The organism is Nonomuraea coxensis DSM 45129 (assembly GCF_019397265.1).
Taxonomy (GTDB): domain Bacteria; phylum Actinomycetota; class Actinomycetes; order Streptosporangiales; family Streptosporangiaceae; genus Nonomuraea; species Nonomuraea coxensis.
Map to the genome: position 1 here is coordinate 2,612,801 of NZ_CP068985.1, position 14,377 is coordinate 2,627,177.

The following is a 14,377-nucleotide window of genomic DNA, read 5'->3' on the forward strand; positions in this document are numbered from 1 at the left end:
ATGTCCTGAGGGGGTCGCCAGGGCTGCTCGGGCGGGTCGGTCGTGGGAGGGTGTCCATGTTCTGGGGGTCGCCAGGGCTGCTCGGGCAGGTCAGTCCTGGGCGGGGGTCCAGGTTCTGAGGCGGCCGCACATGCCGAAGGCGCGGGGGCCGGGGCGGGGGGTGGCGCGGACGACGGTGGCCTGGCCGAGGTGGGCGGGGTCGCCGGCGGCGAGGGCGGCGAGCTGGGCGCGGGTGCGCTCGGTCTCGGCCGCCACCGTCTCGTCCCACAGCGCCGTCCACCCCTCCACCCGGGGCCGGACGAGGTCCGCGGCGAGCCGGTGCAGCTCCGCCAGCGCCGCGCCGCCCCGCCGCCCGACGTCGTCGAGGAGCCGGCGGAAGCCGGTGATCGCGAGGTCCCGCCGGGCGCGGGCGGCGGCGGCCCGCTCGGCCTCCGTCCCCCCGGCCGGAAGCGTGGCGGCGGCCAGGTACGCCTCGCGGTCGCGCAGCACCTCCTCGGGAAAGGTCAGGACGGCGTCCCCGGCCTCGGGCAGCCCGGCGTTCTGCATGACCACCACCAGCCGCAGCCCCTCCTCGTTGACCAGCCGGTGGACGGTGCCGGGGGAGAACCACAGCACCGAGCCCGCCTCCAGCCGGTCCCTGGCGAAGCCGGCGGCGCTCAGCGTGTGGACCTCGCCGCGCCCCTCGGTCACGACGTACGCCTCGGTGGAGACGGTGTGCAGGTGCGGGGTGCCGCCGTGGACGCCGTCCTGGCACTCCCAGTCGTAGACGCGCAGGTCGCTGACCGCCGTGCCGCCGGGGAAGAGGGGGGTCACAGCGCGAACTCCTCGCCCAGCTCGTCCAGCTCGGCCCGCTCGCACACCCGGTCGACGAAGACGTGCCGGTGCGCGAGTTCGAGCGTGCCGCCGGGCGCCAGCGCGATCTCCTCGTCGAACGAGGGGGAGGGGCTGATCACGGCGAACGGCTCCCGCCGGACGAACCACTTGATCGGCACGGCGGCGCTGGAACGCCCGGCGATGACCAGCACGGTGGCGCCGCCGTCGATCTCGTCGTGCTGCCCGGCGAGCGCCAGCCAGTCGGCCTGCTCGCCCATCATCTCCTCGCCGCCGCGCCCGCCGGCGGCGAGGATCGTGCCGCCGGTGAAGGAGCGGGGGCCGCGCCAGCAGAAGCCCGCGTACCCGGCGAGGGGTCGGCCGTGCGTGGTGGGGCTGCCGAAGTCCAGGGTGGCGCCGCGCACGTTGCGCAGCTCGGTGGCGAAGTCCAGCGCCCAGAGGCCGCGCCGGGCGTCCACTCCGTGGAAGGCGAGCCGCCGCCGCTCGGTGATCCAGTGCTCGCCGGCCGCGGTGATCCAGTGCAGGGTCTCCTCGACCGTGACCCGGTCGCCGTCGGCGGAGACGGCGGCGAAGTCCACGTGGCGCATGTGCCCCAGGTTGTCCTGCCACTGGTAGCCGCGCTCCGCCGAGAACGAGGGGCCGCCCCAGAAGTTCTGGCCGGACAGGTGGGCCCAGGTCATCTGCAGGCCCTTGTGCCAGCGGTGGTCCCAGGGCCGGTAGGACGACAGCGGCGCCCCGCTCAGAGCGCGCAGCGGATGCAGGTAGGGCTTGGGCGCCTCGGCGTCGGGGGCGTCCGGCCGGTGGACGTAGCGGGCGATCTCCACCTCGCCGGCGGTGACGGCGAGGGCCGTGCCCTCGTCGCGGACGCCGAGCTCGCGGTCAGTCACGGCTGCTGCTCTCCTCGTGCTCGCGGCGCAGGACGGCGGCGGCGCGGGCCGGGTCGCCGCCGTTGAGCGCCTGGTAGAAGGGGTTGGGCGGGCACAGCTCGGCCCGGGTCACGGGACGGCCGGTGAAGGCCGACTGGTACATCCCGGTGATCAGCTCCATGACCCGCCGCCCGTCGGCCCCGGAGGCGGCCGGGCGCTCGCCCGCGCGCATCGCGGCGAGCAGCGCGTCGAGCTGGGCCCGGTGCGAGCTGCGCACGTCCTCCTCGGGCGGCCAGCCGGCGATCCGGTCCTGGTCGGTGACGTGCGGCGCGGGCGTCCAGCGCCAGTGGGAGTTGTCGTAGCCGTACAGGTGCTCGACCTCGACCGTGGCGTCGGTGAAGTCGAAGCGCAGGTAGCTCGTCTCGCGCGGGGACAGGACGCTGTTGACGATCGAGCCGACCGCGCCGTTCGCGAACCTGACGACGGCGAACGAGACGTCCTCGGTCTCGGTGCGGCGGCTGAGCGTGGCGGCCACCGCGTGCACCTCGTCCCAGTCGCCGAGCAGGTCGAGCAGCAGGTCCATCTGGTGGATGCCGTGGCCCATGGTGGGGCCGCCGCCCTCGGTCGCCCACTTGGCCCGCCAGGGCACCTCGAAGTAGTCGTGGCCGCGGTACCACAGCGTGTTGCACACGGCGACGTACGGCCGGCCGAGCTCGCCCGTGGCGACGTGCCGCCGCAGCCGGCGCGCGGCGCTGCCGAAGCGGTGCTGGAAGACGTAGGCCGCGTACGGGCCGCCCTCCTTCTCGCAGGCGGCGATCTCGTCGTACTCGGCGAGCGACAGCGTGGGCGGCTTCTCGCACCACACCCACGCGCCCGCCCGCAGGCCGGCGACGACCGCGTCCCGGTGCGCGACCGGCGGCGTGGCGACGACGAGCAGGTCCGGGCTCTCGGCGGCCAGCATGGCGGCCAGGTCGGTGTAGCGGCCGGGGATGCCGTGGGCGTCCGCCAGTTCCCCGGCGCGGGCGGGGTCGAGGTCGCAGACGGCGATGACGCGCACGTCCTCGCCCGCGGCGGCCAGGGCGGGCAGGTGGACGCCGCTCGCGATGCCGCCGGCTCCGGCGACGGCGACCCGGATCGGGGTGGGCGGTTCGGGCACGGGCACTCCTCACACGAAGGTCAAAGCACAAAGTGATCGATCACTTTTGCCTGCCCAACGTATTTTCCGAGGCGGCGGCCTGTCAACGAGTCTCCGCATAAACCGGTGGAACGAGTGAGTACTCGCTCATTACACTCCCTCCCATGACGAAACGGCGAAGAGTGCCGGCCATGGCGCCGGAAGACCGTCGTGCCGTGCTCATCGCCGCCACGGTTCCCCTGCTGCGCGCGCACGGCACCGCGCTCAGCACCCGGCAGATCGCCGAGGCCGCGGGCGTCGCCGAAGGGACGATCTTCGGCGTCTTCCCCGACAAGGCCTCGCTGCTGCGCGCCGCGCTGATGAGCGCGTTCGACCCGCGCTCCGCGGTGGACGCGCTGGCGGCCATCGATCCGGCGCTGGACCTGCGCGAACGGCTGCGCAGGGCGGTCACGCTGCTGCGCGAGGGCATGAGCGCCAACGCCAGGCTCATGGCCGCGCCGCGAGAGCTCATGGCCGACGACGCCGAGTTCCACCAGCGGATGTTCGACAGCCGCAGGCGCATCGCGGCCGGCCTCGCCGCCCTCATGGAGCCCGACCGCGACCGCCTGCGCCGCGCTCCCGAGGCCGCCGCGCACCTGCTGCTCATGCTGATCGCGGTGCGCGTGCACCACGGCCTCGCCATGGGCGACTTCGGTGACATGGACGACGAGGAGATCGTCTCCGTCCTGCTCGACGGGCTGCTCGTGCGGCCCTTACCCACCCCATCGACAGAAAGCGCCCCTTGATGCTGCTCCGCCTCCTGCGGGTACAGCTCAGGCCGTACGGGAAAGAGATCACGCTCATCGTGCTCTTCCAGTTCGTGCAGACGCTGGCCACGCTCTATCTCCCCACACTGAACGCCGACATCATCGACGACGGCGTCGTCAAGGGCGACACCGCCTACATCATGCGCGTCGGGCTGGTGATGCTCGCCGTGACGCTCGTCCAGGTCGTCTGCTCGGTCGTCGCCGTCTACTACGGCGCCCGCACCTCCATGGCCCTCGGCCGCGACCTGCGGGCCGCGATCTTCCACCGGGTGCAGGACTTCTCCGTCCAGGAGGTCAACAAGTTCGGGGCGCCGTCCCTGATCACCCGGACCACCAACGACGTGCAGCAGGTCCAGCTGCTCGTCCTCATGACGTTCACCATGGTGGTGGCGGCGCCGATCATGTGCGTCGGCGGCATCGTGCTGGCGCTCAACCAGGACGTCGCGCTGTCGTCGCTGCTGCTGGTCGCGCTGCCGCTGATGATCGTCGTCGTGGCGCTGGTCGTCGTGCGCATGCGGCCGCTGTTCCGCACCATGCAGGAGCGCATCGACCGTATCAACCAGGTGCTGCGCGAGCAGATCACCGGCATCCGGGTCATCCGCGCCTTCGTGCGCGACGCCCACGAGCGCGAGCGCTTCGGCGTCGCCAACGACGAGCTGACGGACGTCTCGCTGCGCGTCGGCCGGCTGATGGCGCTGATGTTCCCCGCCGTCATGCTGGTCGTCAACCTCTCCAGCGTCGCCGTCGTCTGGTTCGGCGGCCACCGCATCGCCGGCGGCGACATGGAGGTCGGCGCGCTCACCGCGGTGATCTCCTACCTCATGCAGATCCTCATGTCGGTCATGATGGCGATGTTCATGTTCATGATGATCCCGCGCGCCGAGGTCTGCGCCGAGCGCATCGAGGAGGTGCTCGGCACCGAGCCCACCGTGCGCCCGCCGGCCGAGCCGGTCACGCCGGAGCGCCGCATCGGCGAGCTGGAGCTGCGCTCGGTCGACTTCCGCTACCCCGGCGCCGAGGAGCCGGTGCTGTCCGGCGTGAGCTTCACCGCCAGGCCCGGCCGCACCACCGCGATCATCGGCAGCACCGGCAGCGGCAAGACCACCCTGCTCAACCTCATCCCGCGGCTGTTCGACGCGAGCGTCGGCGAGGTGCTGGTCGACGGCGTGAACGTCCGCGAGCTCGACCCGGCCGCGCTCTCCCGCGCCGTCGGCCTGGTGCCGCAGACGCCCTACCTGTTCTCCGGCACCGTCGCCTCCAACCTCCGCTACGGCCGCCCGGACGCCACCGACGAGGAGCTGTGGCAAGCCCTGGAGATCGCCCAGGCCCGCGACTTCGTCGAGGCCATGCCCGGCGGCCTGGAGGAGCCCATCTCCCAGGGCGGCACGAACGTCTCCGGCGGCCAGCGCCAGCGCCTGGCCATCGCCAGGACCCTCGTGCACCGGCCCGAGATCTACCTGTTCGACGACTCCTTCTCCGCCCTCGACTACGCCACCGACGCCCGGCTGCGGGCCGCGCTCGCCGAGGAGATCACCGACGCCACGATCGTCATCGTCGCCCAGCGCGTCAGCACGATCCGCGACGCCGACCGCATCCTCGTGCTCGACGACGGCCGCCTGGTCGGCACCGGCACCCACGCCGAGCTGATGGACGACTGCCCGACGTACCGCGAGATCGTGCTGTCCCAGCTCACCGAACAGGAGGCAGCATGACCGCCGCGCAGGCGCCCGCGCGCCGCCCGCAACCCGGGTTCGGCCCCGGCCGCATGATGGGCGCGCCCCCCGAGAAGCCGTCCGACTTCCGCGGGACGCTCCGCAACCTGATGCGGCTGCTGCGCCCCGAACGACGGCTGCTCACCGTCGTCCTCGCCCTCGGCACGGCCAGCGTCGCCCTGACCGTGGCCGGGCCCAAGATCCTCGGCCAGGCCACCGACCTCATCTTCTCCGGCATCATCGGCGCCCAGCTCCCCGCCGGCGTCACCAAGGAGCAGGCCGTGGCCGGGCTGCGCGCCCGCGGCCAGGACACCTTCGCCGACATGGTCGCGGCCATGCACGTGGTGCCCGGGCAGGGCATCGACTTCGACGCGCTCGCGTACGTGCTGGCCTGGGCGCTCGCGGTCTACGTGGTGGCGGGGCTGCTCGGCGTCGCCCAGTTCCGGCTGACCACGACGGTCGTGCAGCGGGCCGCGTACCGGCTGCGCGAGCGGATCGAGGCCAAGCTGTCCCGGCTGCCGCTCAGCTACTTCGACGGCCAGCCGCGCGGCGAGGTGCTCAGCCGCGCCACCAACGACACCGACAACATCGCCCAGTCGCTCCAGCAGACGATGAGCCAGCTCGTCTCGTCGGTGCTGACCGTGATCGCGGTGCTCGCGATGATGTTCTGGATCTCGCCGGTGCTGGCGCTCATCGCGCTGGTCACGGTGCCGGTCACGGTCTGGGTCACCGCGGTGATCGGCAAGCGGTCGCAGCCGCAGTTCGTCAGGCAGTGGTCCTCCACCGGCAAGCTCAACGGCCACATCGAGGAGATGTACGGCGGGCACACGCTGGTCAGCGTGTTCGGCCGGCAGCACGAGGCCGCCGAGACCTTCGACCGGCACAACGACGCCCTCTACGACTCCAGCTTCCGCGCCCAGTTCATCTCCGGCGTCATCCAGCCGGCGATGATGTTCATCGGCAACCTCAACTACCTGCTGGTCGCCGTGGTCGGCGGGCTCAAGGTCGCCTCGGGCTCGATCTCGCTGGGCGACGTGCAGGCGTTCATCCAGTACTCGCGCCAGTTCAGCCAGCCGCTCATGCAGGTGGCCGGCATGGCGGCTCTGGTGCAGTCGGGCGTCGCCTCGGCCGAGCGCGTCTTCGAGCTGCTGGAGGCCGGCGAGCAGTCGCCGGAGCCCGCCGAGCCGGCCCGGCCCGAGCGGGTCAGGGGCCGGGTGGCGTTCGAGGACGTGTCCTTCCGCTACGAGCCCGACCGGCCGCTGATCGAGAACCTGTCGCTCACCGTCGAGCCCGGCCAGACGGTCGCCATCGTGGGCCCCACGGGAGCGGGCAAGACCACGCTGGTCAACCTCGTCATGCGCTTCTACGAGGTGACCGGCGGGCGCATCACGCTCGACGGCGTCGACATCGCCACGATGTCCCGCGAGGAGCTGCGCGCCAACATCGGCATGGTGCTCCAGGACACCTGGCTGTTCGGCGGCACGATCGCCGAGAACATCGGCTACGGCGCCGAGAAGGCGAGCCGCGAGCGCGTCGAGGCCGCCGCGCAGGCCGCGCACGTCGACCGCGTCGCGCTCACCCTGCCCGACGGCTACGACACCGTGCTCGAGGAGGAGGGCGGCACGGTCAGCGCGGGCGAGAAGCAGCTCATCACGATCGCCCGCGCGTTCCTGTCCGACCCGGCGATCCTCATCCTGGACGAGGCCACCAGCTCGGTCGACACCCGGACCGAGGTGCTCATCCAGCGGGCGATGAGCACCCTGCGCGAGGGCCGTACCAGCTTCGTCATCGCCCACCGGCTGTCCACGATCCGCGACGCCAGCCTCATCCTGGTCATGGAGAACGGGTGCATCGTCGAGCAGGGCACCCACGAGTCGCTGCTCGCTGCCGGCGGCGCCTACGCCCGGCTCTACTCCGCCCAGTTCACCGCGGCCGTGGCGGAGGTGGACTAGCGGTCAGGTCGTGAAGGTGATCGTGCCCGCGCCCTGCACCGAGGACAGGCCCCGGGTGACGCAGCCGCTGACGTCCGAGGTCGGGGTCGCGGTGCCGCTCACCCGGGCGCCGGCCAGCACGCCCTTGCCGATCCTGCCGCTGAGCAGCATGTCGCCGGGGTTGTGGGTCTGCGCCTGCTCGGCGGCGGGCCGGAGGGCGGACGTGCCCGCCGGGCCGCCGGTCGCGTCGTACCAGGTGATGCGGCCCTTGCCGCGGATGTCCTGGACGCCGGTGCAGAAGGCGCGGCCGGTGCCGGTGACGGTCATCCGGCCCGAGGACAGCCCGGCCGCCTGGCCGGTGCCCGCGCAGCCGGAGAGGGTGAGCGTGGCCTCGGCGGTGACCTGGCGCGGAAGGAACCCGACGGCCGGGGTGAACGTCACCGGCCGGCCGGGCGGCGTGCCGACCCGGCAGGTCAGCGTGTCCTGCGGGACGGCCGCGGGCGGCAGGGCGGCGGCGGTCGCGAGCGGCAGGGCGGCGGCGGTCGCGAGCGGCAGGGCGGCGGCGGTCGCGAGCGTCGCGACGGCCACGAGCGCGGACAACGACATCAGGTGCTCCTTCTGACGGGTACGGTGTTCGACGGTGGGCCGGTCACCAGCGCAGGAGCACGGTGCCCGCGCTCACCCCGCCGGCCAGGCCCACCAGGGCGACCAGGTCGCCGCGCCGGACGCGGCCGGCGCGGACCGCCTGGTGAAGCTGCGCGGGGAGGCTTGAGGCCACCAGGTTGCCGTGGTCCTCGACCGTCACCTCGACCCGGCCCACGGGGATCCCGGCGAGCTCGCAGAAGGCGTGCAGGGACGGCAGCGACGCCTGGTGGACGCAGATGGCGGCCAGGTCGTCCCAGCTCAGGCCCCGGTCGGTCAGCGGGCGCCGCAGCACGTCCAGGTCGAGCTTGCACATGCCGATGGCGAGCTCCTGGAAGTCGACCGAGAATTCCCCGATCTCCAGCCCGCCCTCGGGGAGCGGCGTCACCGGGACGAGCGCCGAGCGCCAGGCGGGCGAGTACGCGCAGAAGCGGTGCCCGAGCACGCCCGGCGTGGTCGACGCCTGCAGCAGCAGGGCCGTGCCCGAGTCCGAGACGGTGTAGGAGGGGATCGCGGCGGTGTAGTCGTCGTCCGGGCCCAGCCGCCAGCGGATGGTGGAGGTCGCGCGCTCGCCGCAGGCGATGAGGACCGTGCGGTACCGGCCCGCCGTGATCAGCGTCTCGGCCAGCTCGATCGCGTTCAGCACGCTGTTGCAGGCGTTGCGCACGTCGAACACCGGGCAGCTCGCGCCCAGCTCGGCGGCCACGATGTGCGCGTTGGCGGGCTCGACGACGTCCGTGCTCACCCCGGCGAAGATGATCAGGTCGAGGGCCGGCGGCGTGTGGCCGGTCTCCTCCAGCAACTGCCGCGCCGCCCGCGCGGCCAGCCCCGCGACCGGCTGGCCCGGAGCCGCCACGTGCCGCCGCCGCACACCCGTGGCGTGCTCGATCAGGCCGCGTGGCACGCGCGCCCCCGGATTGCGGGCGGCGAGCTCCTCCTCCAGCTCGGTGCTGGTGAGCGTCCGCTCCGGCAGGTGAACGGCCACCCCGGCCACGTGGGCGTAGCGCATGCCCATTCCCCCCTTGTGTCCCCGTGCCGCCCACCCTAGGGAGCGCACGGACGGCCGCCCGGCCCGCGCACCGCCGAACGGGCATTCTTGATCAATTCCTTAACGGCGGACCTCGCGTCACAAGTGATCATCTTTCCTGCCATCGGCCAGGCTAGGCGGCACGGCCATCACGCCGACCCGCGCGAAAGGAGCCCGACGTGAGCGACGAAGAGATCTTGACCGTGGTCCGCGAACGCTGCGCGAACATCCTGAAGGTCGACCCGAGCAGGGTCACCGAGGACGCCCTGCTGCGCGAGGACCTGGAGGCCGACAGCCTCGACCTGGCCGAGCTGCACGTCACGCTGGAGGACGAGTGGGGGCCGCTGCCGCGTGAGGCGTTCGCCGACGTACGGACGGTCGGCGACGTGCTGGCCCGCGCCCGCGAGCTGGCCCCGGAGCGTCTGGGATGAGCCCCGCAGCCGGCGGCGGAGCATCGGCGAGGCCGCGCGCCCGGGTCGCCGTCACCGGGCTGGGCGTGCGCACCCCGGCGGGCGCCCACCCCAAGGAGCTGTGGGACGCGCTGCTCGCCGGCCGCTCCACCGCGCGCCCCATCACCTCCTTCGACACCGAGGGACTGGGCGCCACGTTCGCCTGCGAGGTCCACGGCCTCGACGTCGAGGGCTACCTGACGCCCAAGCAGGCCTCCCGCCTGGACCGCGTGGCCCAGCTCGCGGTCTGCGCGGCCGGCGACGCCATGGACGACGCCGGGCCGGTGCGCACGCCGCCCGAGCGGCAGGCCGTCGTCACCGGCAGCGGCTTCGGCGGCGCCCACACCTACGAGGCCGGGCTGCTCGCCGGCCGCCACGCGGGCCGCGGCAACCCCGGCCCGCTGCACGTGCCCATGGTCATGCACAACGCGATGGCCGCCGCGATCAGCATCCGCCACCGGATCCTGGGCCCCAGCCTGTCCGTGGCCACCGCCTGCGCCTCCGGTGCCCACGCCATCGCCGAGGCCGCCCGGCTGGTCCGCGACGGCACCGCCGACCTCGCCGTCGCGGGCGGCTCCGAGGCGTCCATCACGCCGTCCGTCCTGCTGGCCTTCGAACGCTGCCGCGCCCTGTCGCTGCGCAACGACGAACCGGAACGGGCCAGCCGGCCCTTCGACCGGGACCGGGACGGGTTCGTGCTGGCGGAGGGGGCCGCGTTCGTCGTCCTGGAGAACCTGGAGCACGCCCTCGCCCGGGGCGCCCACGTCTACGGCGAGCTGTCGGGGCTCGGGTTCTCCTCCGACGCCCACCACATCACCGCGCCGCCCGAGCAGGGGGACGGGGCCGCCCGCTGCATGCGCGCCGCCCTCGCCGACGCCGGGCTGACGCCCGGCGAGATCGCGCACGTCAACGCGCACGGCAGCAGCACCCCGCTCAACGACCTGGCCGAGGCGCGGGCGATCAACCAGGTGTTCGGGACGGTACGGGTGCCGGTGACCTCCACCAAGGGGGTGACCGGGCACGCCATCGGCGCCGCCGGGGCCATCGAGGCCGTGGCCGCCGTCCTCGCGCTGAACGAGCGCGCCGTTCCGCCCACCGCCAACCTGAGCGTCCTCGACCCGCAGTGCGACCTCGATGTCGTCACCGAGGCCCGGCCCATGCCGGCCGCGCCGGTCATGTCCAACTCCTTCGGCTTCGGCGGCCACAACGCCAGCCTGATCTTCTCGCCCGTACCGTCCTGACCCGCGCGTCACGACCCGCCGGCCGTGGCGTGGGCCGTTCTCGTCCGTGTCCTCACCAAGGAGCCATCATGCGTGCCTTCGCTCTCGCTTCCGCTGTTCTCGTCGCCGCGTCCCTGGCGGCCGGGCCGCCGGCCGCCGCCGACACCGTTCCCTCGCCTGTGGACGCCGTGGGCACGTTCTGCGTGCGCGTGCCCGTGAACGCCATGGCCCAGACCTTCGCCGCCTTCTTCGGCGCCGCCGCCACGGGCGCGGGGGCGGCGCCGGGCGCGGGGAGCGCTCCGTTCAGGCTGCCCTTCCTCGGGACTCCGCTGCCGGACGACGTGCCCGTGCTGAAGGCCGCGCCCTGCTGACGTGCCGGAGGGCCCCCGGACGGCGGCAGACCCGGTCGGTCGAGCTCGTCAGGTCGTGAGCTGCGAACGGCCGGGTCTGTCAGGTGATGGAAGGGCGGCGGGGCGGTCAGCCGAGGCCGGCCACCGGCCGGCCGTTGAAGGTGCCGCCGACGCAGAGCAGCAGCGTCCGGCTGCTGGGCGAGGGCAGGATCAGGCCGAGGCCCGTGACGCACTGCTGCACGGACACGGCGCCGTGCTTGCGCGCCGGCCTGGCGAGCGCGGCCTCCACAGCGTCGGGAGCGGCCTCCACGACGGCGGGCTCGTCCTCCATGGCGACCGGTGCCGCCTCCATGGCGGCGGGGGCGGCCTCCACGGCGGTGGTCTCGGCGTCCATGGTGGCCGGCCTGTCCTCCTCGGCGGCGAGCGTGGCCTCCACGAGCGTGGACGCGGCGTCCTCGGTGGAGGGCTCGTCCTTGGCGGCGTCCTCGCCGGGCGCGGCCTCGGCGTCGGGCGCGTCCGGGGCGAAGGGCGGCGCGTCGGGCGCGTCCGGGGCGAAGGGCGGCGCGTCGGGCGCGTCCGGCGCGATGGCGGGCGCGGGGGCGTCGGGAGCGGGAGCGGCGAACGCCGGGAACGGCGCGGCGAGCGGCAGCACGGCAGTGGCCGCTCCGGCGGCGAGGACGGCGATGAATCTGCGCATGTCTTGACTCCTGGTCACTTTGAGTTACAGATCGCTACAGATAGTTACCGCGTGAGGGATCGCCCAAAACGCGACACACCTGGAAGGAGACCCGTCGATGAACGCCCAGCTCTTCGACGCCGACGCGGCGCTCACCGGACGCTGGCCGCACGCCCGTCCCGACGCCGTCGCCTGCCGCATCGACGGCCGCCGGGGCAGGGGTCACGAGACGCTGACGTACCGCGAGCTGGACGAGCTGATCGGCCGCGCCGTCCTGGACCTCGGCCGCGCGGGCGTCGGCGCGGGGACGACGACCGCCGTCATGGTGCCGCCGGGCCGGGAGCTGGTCGCGCTGGTCCACGCCCTGCTCCGGCTGCGGGCCGTGCCCGTGCTCATCGATCCCGGCCTCGGGGCGCGCGCGATGAGGAGGTGCCTGGCCGAGGCCGCGCCGCGGGCGTTCGTCGGCGTGCCCCTCGCCCATCTCGCCCGCGTGCTGCTGGGCTGGGCGCGCGACAGCGTACGGACCACGATCACCGTGGGGCCGCGCGCGCCGTGGCCGGTTCGCCCGCCGCGGCCCTGCTCCCCGCCCGCGCCAGGCCCGGAGGGCGGCGACCAGGCGCTCGTGGCCTTCACCTCCGGCTCCACCGGCGTGCCCAAGGGCGTGCCGCTCCGGCACCGGCACCTGGCCGGGCAACTGGAGCTGCTGGCGCACCTCGGCGGGTTGAAGCCGGGTGCGACGGTCTGGTCCACGTTCCTGCCGTTCGCGCTCGCCGCGCCCGCCATGGGCTGCGCCGCCGTCGTCCCCCGGCTGAACCTGCGCCGTCCCGCCCGCAGCGACCCCGCCGCGATGGCGGCGTCGATCCGCGCGCACCGCGTCTCCGGGCTGTTCGCCGCGCCCGCGCTGCTGGACCGCCTGGCCCGCCACTGCCTGGCGCGCGGCCTCACGCTGGACGGCGTCGAGACCGTGCTCACGGCGGGCGCGCCGCTGCCGCACGCGGTGCTGCGCCGCGCCCTCCGGTGCCTGCCGGAGGGCGCCGAGCTGCTCTCCGTGTACGGCGCCACCGAATGCCTCCTGGTCAGCGCGGCGAGCGCGGCCGAGCTCACCGCGACCGCGGCGGACACGGCGAGGGGCATGGGCACGTTCCTCGGCACGCCGCTGCCGGGCAACCTGGTCCGCGTCATCGCCGTCACGGACGGGCCCGTCCCCCGCTGGTCGGACGACCTGCTGGTGCCGCCGGGGACCGTGGGGGAGATCACCGTGGCCGGGCCGGCGGTGAGCGACCCGTACCTCGGCCGCCCGAACGACACCGCACTGGCCCGCATCGACGACGGCGGCACCCCCGTGCACCGCATGGGGGACCTCGGCTGGATGGACGAGCGGGGACGTCTCTGGTTCGCCGGCCGGAAGGGCGAGCGGGTCCGCACGGCCGCCGGCGACCTCTACACCGACCAGGTCGAGCCGATCGTCAACGACCTGCCGGGGGTGCGCCGCACCGCGCTCGTCGGCGTGGGGCCGGAGGGCCGCCGGCGGCCGGTGCTGTGCGTGGAGTGCGAGCCCGGCCTCTCCGCCCGGGAACGCCGCGCGGCCCTCGCCCTCGTGCGCGAGCACGCCCCGCCCGCCGTCGCCGAGGTGCTGCCGCACCGCGGGTTCCCGATGGACGTCAGGCACGCCAGCAAGATCCGCCGCCCGCTGCTGGCCCGCTGGGCCGCCCGCGAGCTGGGGGAGGCCGGGCGATGAACGTGCTGGTGACCGGCGGCGGCGGGTTCCTCGGGCAGGCCGTGTGCCGGCTGCTGGCCGCGCGCGGCGACCGGGTGACCGCGTTCCAGCGCCGCCCGCATCCGGGGCTGGACGCGTACGGCGTCCTCCAGCGCACCGGGGACGTCCGTGACCTCGACCGGGTCCGCGCCGCCGTCGCCGGGCACGACGCGGTGGTGCACTGCGCCGCGCTGGCCGGGCTGTGGGGCGCGGCCCGCGACTTCCGCGCGATCAACGTGCACGGCACGGCCCACGTGGTCGACGCCTGCCTGAGCGCCGGGGTCTCCCGCCTCGTGCACGTCTCCTCGCCGAGCGTCGTGCACGACGGCCGCGACCTGGAGGGCGTGGACGAGTCCGTCCCCTACGCCCGCCGCCACCTCGCGCCCTACCCGGCGACGAAGGCCGCGGCCGAGCGCATCGTGCTCGCCGCGAGCGGCCCCCGGCTGGCCACCGTGGCACTGCGGCCGCACCTCATCTGGGGGCCTGGCGACCCGCACTTCCTGCCGCAACTGGCCGCGCGGGCCCGGCGCGGCCGGCTGCTGCTGCCGCGCGCCCCCGGCAAGCTGATCGACACCGTGTACGTCGACAACGCGGCCGAGGCGTGCCTGCTGGCACTGGACGCGCTCGCCCCCGGCCGCCCGGCCGCCGGGCGCGCCTACTTCGTCGCCCAGGACGAGCCGGTCCCGATCGCGCAGTGGGTGAACGGCCTGCTGGCGGCGGCCGGGCTCGGCCCGGTCCGGCCCCGGGTGCCCGCCCGGCTGGCGCGGCTGGCGGCCGGGATGGTCGAGCACGGCTGCCGGGTGGCCGGGGTGCGTCCCCCGCTCACCCGGATGATCGCCGTGCAGGCCACCACGTCCCACTGGTTCGACCTGTCGGCCGCCCGCCGCGACCTCGGCTACGCGCCGCGCGTCACGACGGCCGAGGGCCTGTCCCGGCTCGCCGCCCACCTGTCGGCCGCCCCGGCGGGGAGCTGAGC

At 74.4% G+C, this 14,377-nt stretch carries 14 protein-coding genes; 8 read left to right on the plus strand and 6 right to left on the minus strand.

Translation table 11 applies throughout. The features are described 5' to 3' along the window. Window positions 1–90 precede the first annotated feature (90 nt). The 3 genes from Nocox_RS12420 to Nocox_RS12430 are packed head-to-tail and all read right to left on the minus strand — an operon-like array spanning window position 91 to window position 2,853. Window positions 91–813 carry a cupin domain-containing protein gene (locus Nocox_RS12420; RefSeq protein ID WP_020546048.1) on the minus strand — a complete coding sequence of 241 codons (723 nt, stop codon included), beginning with the start codon at window positions 811–813 and terminating at the stop codon, window positions 91–93. After that, entirely contained in the window at window positions 810–1,718 is a 909-nt protein-coding gene (locus Nocox_RS12425; protein WP_020546049.1) for a DUF6807 domain-containing protein, read from the minus strand. Before Nocox_RS12425 ends, Nocox_RS12420 begins: the two co-directional genes overlap by 4 nt. Beyond that, on the minus strand, window positions 1,711–2,853 hold the full coding sequence (locus Nocox_RS12430; RefSeq protein WP_020546050.1) for a Gfo/Idh/MocA family protein: 1,143 nt from the start codon (window positions 2,851–2,853) through the stop codon (window positions 1,711–1,713). The genes Nocox_RS12425 and Nocox_RS12430 overlap by 8 nt, the downstream gene beginning before the upstream one ends. A 143-nt stretch (window positions 2,854–2,996) precedes the next feature. On the opposite strand from Nocox_RS12430, the gene Nocox_RS12435 reads away from it, so the two are divergent. From Nocox_RS12435 to Nocox_RS12445, 3 genes are read left to right on the plus strand one after another with little or no spacing between them, the layout of a single operon-like run. Further along, window positions 2,997–3,617, plus strand: coding sequence for a TetR/AcrR family transcriptional regulator (locus tag Nocox_RS12435; RefSeq protein ID WP_026214932.1), 621 nt, complete (start codon window positions 2,997–2,999; stop codon window positions 3,615–3,617). Next, window positions 3,617–5,350, plus strand: a complete 1,734-nt coding sequence (locus tag Nocox_RS12440) for an ABC transporter ATP-binding protein (RefSeq protein ID WP_020546052.1) — start codon at window positions 3,617–3,619, stop codon at window positions 5,348–5,350. The genes Nocox_RS12435 and Nocox_RS12440 overlap by 1 nt, the downstream gene beginning before the upstream one ends. Further along, window positions 5,347–7,302, plus strand: coding sequence for an ABC transporter ATP-binding protein (locus tag Nocox_RS12445; RefSeq protein WP_020546053.1), 1,956 nt, complete (start codon window positions 5,347–5,349; stop codon window positions 7,300–7,302). The genes Nocox_RS12440 and Nocox_RS12445 overlap by 4 nt, the downstream gene beginning before the upstream one ends. Window positions 7,303–7,305: 3 nt before the next feature. Here Nocox_RS12445 and Nocox_RS12450 read toward each other — a convergent pair whose 3' ends face one another. Then, window positions 7,306–7,887 carry a hypothetical protein gene (locus Nocox_RS12450; protein ID WP_020546054.1) on the minus strand — a complete coding sequence of 194 codons (582 nt, stop codon included), beginning with the start codon at window positions 7,885–7,887 and terminating at the stop codon, window positions 7,306–7,308. Between the two features lie 43 nt (window positions 7,888–7,930). Then, window positions 7,931–8,932, minus strand: coding sequence for a 3-oxoacyl-ACP synthase III family protein (locus tag Nocox_RS12455; RefSeq protein WP_020546055.1), 1,002 nt, complete (start codon window positions 8,930–8,932; stop codon window positions 7,931–7,933). A 197-nt stretch (window positions 8,933–9,129) separates the two neighbouring features. On the opposite strand from Nocox_RS12455, the gene Nocox_RS12460 reads away from it, so the two are divergent. From Nocox_RS12460 to Nocox_RS12470, 3 genes are all read left to right on the plus strand, one after another. Further along, entirely contained in the window at window positions 9,130–9,381 is a 252-nt protein-coding gene (locus tag Nocox_RS12460; RefSeq protein WP_020546056.1) for an acyl carrier protein, read from the plus strand. Continuing rightward, complete coding sequence (locus Nocox_RS12465; RefSeq protein WP_020546057.1) at window positions 9,378–10,640, plus strand: beta-ketoacyl-[acyl-carrier-protein] synthase family protein; 1,263 nt, start codon at window positions 9,378–9,380, stop codon at window positions 10,638–10,640. The genes Nocox_RS12460 and Nocox_RS12465 overlap by 4 nt, the downstream gene beginning before the upstream one ends. Window positions 10,641–10,708: 68 nt before the next feature. Then, complete coding sequence (locus Nocox_RS12470) at window positions 10,709–10,990, plus strand: hypothetical protein (RefSeq protein ID WP_020546058.1); 282 nt, start codon at window positions 10,709–10,711, stop codon at window positions 10,988–10,990. Between the two features lie 106 nt (window positions 10,991–11,096). Here Nocox_RS12470 and Nocox_RS12475 read toward each other — a convergent pair whose 3' ends face one another. After that, window positions 11,097–11,666, minus strand: a complete 570-nt coding sequence (locus Nocox_RS12475; protein ID WP_026214933.1) for a hypothetical protein — start codon at window positions 11,664–11,666, stop codon at window positions 11,097–11,099. Window positions 11,667–11,763: 97 nt separating this feature from the next. On the opposite strand from Nocox_RS12475, the gene Nocox_RS12480 reads away from it, so the two are divergent. Together Nocox_RS12480 and Nocox_RS12485 are read left to right on the plus strand one after the other, a co-directional pair. After that, complete coding sequence (locus Nocox_RS12480) at window positions 11,764–13,383, plus strand: fatty acid CoA ligase family protein (RefSeq protein WP_020546059.1); 1,620 nt, start codon at window positions 11,764–11,766, stop codon at window positions 13,381–13,383. Continuing rightward, window positions 13,380–14,375, plus strand: coding sequence for an NAD-dependent epimerase/dehydratase family protein (locus Nocox_RS12485; protein ID WP_020546060.1), 996 nt, complete (start codon window positions 13,380–13,382; stop codon window positions 14,373–14,375). The genes Nocox_RS12480 and Nocox_RS12485 overlap by 4 nt, the downstream gene beginning before the upstream one ends. Window positions 14,376–14,377 lie beyond the last annotated feature (2 nt).

What these genes read in the sequence shown, in the direction of transcription:
- Nocox_RS12435 (WP_026214932.1), top strand. Translation starts at nt 2,997, where the DNA reads ATGACGAAACGGCGAAGAGTGCCGGCCATGGCGCCGGAAGACCGTCGT.
- Nocox_RS12440 (WP_020546052.1), top strand. Translation starts at nt 3,617, where the DNA reads ATGCTGCTCCGCCTCCTGCGGGTACAGCTCAGGCCGTACGGGAAAGAG.
- Nocox_RS12445 (WP_020546053.1), top strand. Translation starts at nt 5,347, where the DNA reads ATGACCGCCGCGCAGGCGCCCGCGCGCCGCCCGCAACCCGGGTTCGGC.
- Nocox_RS12450 (WP_020546054.1), bottom strand. Translation starts at nt 7,887, where the DNA reads ATGTCGTTGTCCGCGCTCGTGGCCGTCGCGACGCTCGCGACCGCCGCC.
- Nocox_RS12455 (WP_020546055.1), bottom strand. Translation starts at nt 8,932, where the DNA reads ATGCGCTACGCCCACGTGGCCGGGGTGGCCGTTCACCTGCCGGAGCGG.
- Nocox_RS12465 (WP_020546057.1), top strand. Translation starts at nt 9,378, where the DNA reads ATGAGCCCCGCAGCCGGCGGCGGAGCATCGGCGAGGCCGCGCGCCCGG.
- Nocox_RS12470 (WP_020546058.1), top strand. Translation starts at nt 10,709, where the DNA reads ATGCGTGCCTTCGCTCTCGCTTCCGCTGTTCTCGTCGCCGCGTCCCTG.
- Nocox_RS12475 (WP_026214933.1), bottom strand. Translation starts at nt 11,666, where the DNA reads ATGCGCAGATTCATCGCCGTCCTCGCCGCCGGAGCGGCCACTGCCGTG.
- Nocox_RS12480 (WP_020546059.1), top strand. Translation starts at nt 11,764, where the DNA reads ATGAACGCCCAGCTCTTCGACGCCGACGCGGCGCTCACCGGACGCTGG.
- Nocox_RS12485 (WP_020546060.1), top strand. Translation starts at nt 13,380, where the DNA reads ATGAACGTGCTGGTGACCGGCGGCGGCGGGTTCCTCGGGCAGGCCGTG.